Source organism: Methylopila musalis, from assembly GCF_042679725.1.
Classification (GTDB): Bacteria; Pseudomonadota; Alphaproteobacteria; order Rhizobiales; family Methylopilaceae; genus Methylopila; species Methylopila musalis.
Genome location: NZ_JBHTMX010000190.1, coordinates 1 through 5,413, shown reverse-complemented (window position 1 = coordinate 5,413; position 5,413 = coordinate 1). Strand labels below are relative to the sequence as shown.

Annotated in this window: 7 protein-coding genes; 1 reads left to right on the top strand and 6 read right to left on the bottom strand. The window is 67.9% G+C overall.

Annotated features, from left to right (window positions below; translation table 11 throughout):
* Positions 1–960: glycosyltransferase family 4 protein (locus ACFQ4O_RS14700; RefSeq protein WP_378776622.1), on the top strand; the 960-nt coding region annotated here is incomplete at its 5' end.
* A 12-nt stretch (positions 961–972) separates the two neighbouring features.
* Here the strand turns inward: ACFQ4O_RS14700 and ACFQ4O_RS14695 are convergent.
* The 6 genes from ACFQ4O_RS14695 to ACFQ4O_RS14670 form a co-directional block, all read right to left on the bottom strand.
* A complete protein-coding gene (locus ACFQ4O_RS14695) occupies positions 973–2,073 on the bottom strand; it encodes a hypothetical protein (RefSeq protein WP_378776620.1) in 1,101 nt (366 codons plus the stop codon).
* A gap of 335 nt (positions 2,074–2,408) precedes the next feature.
* Entirely contained in the window at positions 2,409–3,083 is a 675-nt protein-coding gene (locus tag ACFQ4O_RS14690) for an ATP-binding cassette domain-containing protein (RefSeq protein ID WP_378776624.1), read from the bottom strand.
* Positions 3,084–3,101: 18 nt separating this feature from the next.
* Entirely contained in the window at positions 3,102–3,884 is a 783-nt protein-coding gene (locus ACFQ4O_RS14685) for an ABC transporter permease (RefSeq protein ID WP_378776618.1), read from the bottom strand.
* Positions 3,885–3,989: 105 nt separating this feature from the next.
* Positions 3,990–4,376: a response regulator gene (locus ACFQ4O_RS14680; protein WP_378776616.1), complete on the bottom strand. Its 387-nt coding sequence runs from the start codon at positions 4,374–4,376 to the stop codon at positions 3,990–3,992.
* Positions 4,377–4,391: 15 nt separating this feature from the next.
* Entirely contained in the window at positions 4,392–4,940 is a 549-nt protein-coding gene (gene hpt, locus ACFQ4O_RS14675; RefSeq protein ID WP_378776615.1) for a hypoxanthine phosphoribosyltransferase, read from the bottom strand.
* A gap of 10 nt (positions 4,941–4,950) precedes the next feature.
* The coding region (locus tag ACFQ4O_RS14670) for an FxLYD domain-containing protein (RefSeq protein WP_378776613.1) at positions 4,951–5,413 on the bottom strand (463 nt) is incomplete at its 5' end.

Sequence of the window (5,413 nt, the reverse complement as noted above, 5' to 3'; positions counted from 1 at the left end):
CCGGCCGAGGACGCGGCGGCGCGCATGGCGCTCCGTCTGCGGGTCCGCGCCGCGCTGAGCCTGCGCCGCCCCGCGGTCGCGCCCGGCGACATCTACGTCCATGTCTCCCACATCCGGCTCGACCGGCCCGAGCCCTTCGCCGCGCTCGCCGCCGCAGGCGCAAGGCTCGTGACGCTGGTGCACGACCTGATCCCGATCCGGCTCCCGGAATACGGCCGCGACGGCGAGGACGCGCGGCACCGCCGGCGCATGACGACCATCCTGGACCACGCCTCGGCGGTGATCGCCAACTCCACCGACACGGCGGACGACTTTCGCGCCTTCGCCCGCGAGACCGGGCGGATCGCGCCGCCGGTGATCGCCGCGCCGCTCGGGGTCGAGACCGGCTTCGACCGGAGCGCCGCGCCGCTTCGGGCCGAAAAGCCCTATTTCCTGATGCTCGGCACCATCGAGCCGCGCAAGAACCACCTGACCCTGCTGCATGTCTGGCGCCGGCTCGCCGCGCGCCTTGGCGACGCAACGCCGACGCTGGTCCTGGTCGGCCGACGCGGCTGGGAGAACGAGATGGTGCTCGACCTGCTGGAGCGGGCGCCCGGGATCCGCGCCCATGTGGTCGAGGTCAACGACCTGCCGGACGCGGCCCTGAGCGCGCTGATGCGCGGCGCCCGCGCGCTGCTGTTCCCGAGCTTCTCGGAGGGGTTCGGCCTGCCGCTGGCGGAGGCGCTCGGCGTCGGCGCGCCCGCCATCGCCTCCGACCTCGCCGTGTTCCGCGAGGTCGCGGGCGATGCGGCGGACTATCTGGACCCGCTCGACGGGCCGGGCTGGGAGCAGGCCGTGCTCGACTTCACGGCGCCGGCGTCCCCGCGCCGGGCCGCCGCTCTCGCACGGGCGGAACGCTATGCGCCGCCCGGCTGGGCGGCGCATTTCGAAATCGTCGATCCGGTGATCGGCGCGGCCTGACCGGCCGCGCGTTCAGGCGCTGTGGTCGCGGATGCCGTAGAACAGCAGCACGCCGATCGCCCAGGCGATGGCCGAGCAGAGCGCCACCAGCAGCACGTTGGAGATGCGCGCCGGATAGAGCGAATCCTGAGGCGCAGCCGGCTCCAGGAAGGTCGCGATGTAGCGCGCCTGCCGCTCCGCCCGCACGCGGGCGTTCTCGACGGCGGTCAGCGCCCCCTCATAGGCCTTCTGGGCGAAGTCGCGCTCGGTCTCGAGCGCCTCATACTCGGCGAAGGACGACGACAGGATCGGCCGACCCTTGCCGGCCGCCGCCTGCTGGGCCTCGAGCGAGCCGATCTTGGCCCGCTCGGCGTCAATGCGCTTGCGCAGGGCGTCCATGCGGTTCTTCAGAAGCCGCATGGTGGGCGCGTCCTTGGACAGCAGGGTGGCGTTCGAGGCGTATTCCGCCTCCTGCTTGGCGAGATCGCCCTCCAGCCCGCTGACGATGGTGAGTTGGGATTCCGCGCTCTTGGTCGGATCGACCGAGCCTTCGCGGTCGCGATAATCCTGGATCGCCTTGCGCGCGAACTTCAGGCGAAGCTCGGTGCGCGACAGCTCCTGCTTGGTGTTGAGGATGGCGTCCTCACGCGCGCGCTCGGACAGCTTGTTCACGAGGTTTTCGCTCTCGCGCACGGTCTCGCGGGCGATCTTCAGCGCGTCATCCGGGGTGAAGGCGCGCACGTTGAAGCTGATGATGCCGGAAATCGGCTCGTAATAGACGTAGGACACCCCGTTCCAGAACCTAGTCAGGTGCTCGGTGGTGTCCTGGGCGTAGGGCCGATAGCGCGCCAGGAAATCCGCCTCGTCGCGGGTGAAGGCCGAGCGCAGGTCGACCGAGTTCTGCAGCTTTTCGACCAGCTGACGGCTCTCGATGAACTGGGCCACGATGTAGCTGTCGGAGACGACCGCCATGGCCGAGTTCAGGCCGGCGAGCTGGGACACGCCGCCCAACGTGCTGGACGACGCCTCCTCCGGCCCGCGCACCGCGAACTTGGCCTCGACCACATATTGAGGCGCGGCGATGAAGCCGTAATAGACCGAGGCCAGCGCGGTCGGCAGGCCGATCGCGAGCATAGCGGAAATTTTGACGAGGCTTTTCTTGGCCTTGGCCGCGACGGGACGCGGTTCGGGCTTGGGCGCGCCAGCCGGGGCTCCCTTGGGGGCCGACCGGTTGCGCCGCGGCAGCGGCACGATCTTGCTGGGAGCCGGCTCCTCGGCCGGAGAGGGCGCAGGCTGGCCGCCGCGACGGGTTCTGACCGGCGCAGGCTGTGCAGCCACTGTCGGCGACGCCACGGTCGGGTCGTCGCTGGCAGGCGTCGGCCGGTTCTCATTGCTCGACAGCGCGTGAAGCACGGTTCGCGCACGGGCGCCAAGCCGAGCTGCGGCGCCGCCGCTGATCGCATTTTCCGTCATTTACGCTTCGTGCCCTCGTTGCGGTTGAGCTTGAGGTACGCCTCCGACGCCGCGTCGAAGGTATCATAGAACGTCAGGGCGCCGCGATGCAGAACGAGCCCTGCGTCACAATAGCCCGACAGAAAAGCCGGATCCCGCGTCGCCCAGACCACGCCAGCCTCATTAAAGCGCGCCTGGATGGTTTCGTCCATCAACGCGCCGGTGCTCGGGGGCGGAGGCGGGATGCCGTCATCAACGAAGTACCAATCAAATTGCATTGAAAGCGTTAACCCCAACGTCAAAAACCGCCGCTCGTATTTGTTGTACGATTTCAGAAGCTTGAATTTTCCGACTTTGACGCCGCTGAGCTGCTCGGCGATCTCGGCGACCTCTCTGCTGGACACGCCGAACATGTGCTCGAACATACGGGCGTTCTGAATCAGGGTCGCGCCGCGATCCAGAAAGCCGGCGTAGCTCATGGGCCAGCATCTGAGTCCGCTTACGCGCACCACTCCCTCGTCCGGCGGCTCCAGAGCGCTGAGAAGCCGGATGACCGTGGACTTTCCGGCGCCCGTCGCGCCGAGAAGCCCGATCTTGCGCCCCGGCGGCAGGGCGAGCGTGACGCCGGACAGAACCTCGCGGCGCTTCCGCCCCTTACCGTATGTTTTCGAGACGCTTATGAATTCAAGCACAGCCAACGTCCGTCCCGGTCATGCTCTGGCGAGCGTCGCGCGGCGGCGGAAGGCGCGCTCTCCAGCAAGGCCAAGAAGCAAAAAAGCCAAGGTTATCGTGAAAAAGTATTCGAGATCACGATTGACGCATTCGTAGCCGTGGTAAAATCCCTCGCGGAACCATTCAATGAGATGCACCAAAGGGTTCCAAGATATGAAATCCCTAAAAGCTGGGGGCATCCGATCAAGAACGGTCGCAAATCCGGCCGTGAAGAACATAGCCATAAATATAATTCCTTTAAAATATTTCATAAATGGAGCAATCACTATCACAGTGTAAAAAAAGATGCCGAATGCGAACGAGAAAATTCCAAGACAGCAATAGATGATGATGCAGGACAGCGGATCCATCGGAGCCGAGTCGAAGCCCCATATGCCGAGAATGGTGAGAATAAGCACCATGACGACGCCGCCGGTCACGAACTCCAGCAGCCAGACGGCCAGCACGTCGTCCATGCGAGTGATCATCGGAAAGGCAAGCCGTGGCTTCCTGTTCAGCGTGTTCACGACGGCGCCCGTCACAGCGCGCCAGGTGCGCGCCAGAACCACGCCGGTGGTGAAGAACACCTCGTAGCTTGTGCCGATCGGCGGCTGGCTGGAACCGTGCGCCAGACCGAACTTCAGCACGAACACCCAGGCCAGCGGCTCCACGATCGCCCAGGCGTAGCCGGCCCGCGACCCGCCATAGCGCGTCCGGAACCGGCGCAGCATCAGCGTTTTGATCGTCCTGAACTGAAGGACGGCGGAGTTGGCGATGCTCATGGACGACCTTGTGCGGCGGCGCCGAAGGGCGAGGCGCTAACCACAACCCCGTGATGACGGCGACACGATGGCGCCGCCTGGGCGCCGCCCGCGCGCCGCCGCACGTCAGACCGCCTGCAGCGTCTGGCGCGCGCCGAGCGCGTCGGTCACCGCCGCGCGGATCTGCGCCAGCGAGAACGGCTTTGTCACCACGTCGTGGATCAGCGCCTCGAGTCCTTCGGCGCGCTCGCGCTGGTCGGCGTAGCCGGTCATCAGCAGGATGGTGGTGTCCGGATGGTCGCGGGCGGCGGCGAGCGCCAGCGCGATGCCGTCCATCATCGGCATGCGGATGTCGGTCAGCAGCAGATCGAACGGCTCCCGCGCCAGCCCGAGCTTGTCGAGCGCGTCGGCGCCGTCGAACGCCTGGGTGACGGCGTGCCCGTCCATCTCCAGCGCGCGCTGCACGAAGCCGCGCACCGCCTCCTCGTCATCGGTCAGCAGAATGCGAGCCATGGCCGTCGGGCCTCCTCACGGCCGGTCCTCGTGGCCGTCGACCTCGACGACGCCCACGAAGGGAAGCTGGCGGTAGGCGTGGGCCACGTCCATGCCGTAGCCCACCACGAAAACGTCCGGGCAGACGAAGCCGGTGAAATCGGCCGCGACCGACACCGCGCGCTTGCCCGGCTTCTCCAGCAGCACGCAGGTCAGCACCCGCCGGGCGCCCCGCGCCGCCATCAGGTCCTTGGCGTAGGCGAGCGTGCGGCCGGACTCCAGAATGTCGTCGATCAGCAGCACGTCGCGGCCGGCGACCTCGCTCTCGATGTCGTGGACGATGCGCACTGTCCCGGACGACACGGTGCCGTCGAGATAGCTCGACAGCGACAGGAACTCGATCTCGGGCGCGAGGCTCGCCTCGTGCATCGCCCGGATCAGGTCGGCGGCGAACACGAAGCTGCCCTTCAGCACCACGATCGCCAGCAGGCGCTCCGGCGCGATCGCCGCGATCTCGGACGCGAGCCCGGCGTTGCGGCGGGCGATGGTCTCCGCGTCGTAGAGTACGGTCAGACGGCGTTCCATCACGTCTCCTTCAGGCCCCGTCGTCGCCATGCGGCAGATCGGCCGAATTGAGAAAGCGCACGGCGATCCGCCGCCCTTCGGCCGGCGGCGACGCCAGGCGGGCGCGGAAGGTCGCGGTCTCGCCCTCCGCCAGCTCCCGGCGGCCGGAGACCGTGGTCCAGGCGTAAAGTTCGCGGCCGTCGCCCGCAAGCACCGCGAGCCGCAGGCGCGGCACCTCCACCGTCTCGCCGGAGACGTTCCCGATCTCGCCGGAGACCAGCAGCATGGGCACGCCGTTCTCCATCTCCTCCACCGAGGTCACGCGGGCGATCTCGAGCCCGCGCACGTTCACTGGCAGCCCGATCCGGGCGTAGAGCGAGGCCGCGCCCGGCGCCGCCCGCACCACGTCGGTCCGGAACGCCAGCAGCAGCGTCAGCGCGCACAGGCCGAGCGCCGCCACCACGGTCGCGGGCGATGGCCGGGGCTCCCGCCGC

Excerpts from the sequence above, each read along its gene's own strand:
- ACFQ4O_RS14695 (WP_378776620.1), bottom strand. The coding sequence starts at position 2,073 with ATGCTCGCGATCGGCCTGCCGACCGCGCTGGCCTCGGTCTATTACGGC.
- ACFQ4O_RS14685 (WP_378776618.1), bottom strand. The coding sequence starts at position 3,884 with ATGAGCATCGCCAACTCCGCCGTCCTTCAGTTCAGGACGATCAAAACG.
- ACFQ4O_RS14680 (WP_378776616.1), bottom strand. The coding sequence starts at position 4,376 with ATGGCTCGCATTCTGCTGACCGATGACGAGGAGGCGGTGCGCGGCTTC.
- hpt (WP_378776615.1), bottom strand. The coding sequence starts at position 4,940 with ATGGAACGCCGTCTGACCGTACTCTACGACGCGGAGACCATCGCCCGC.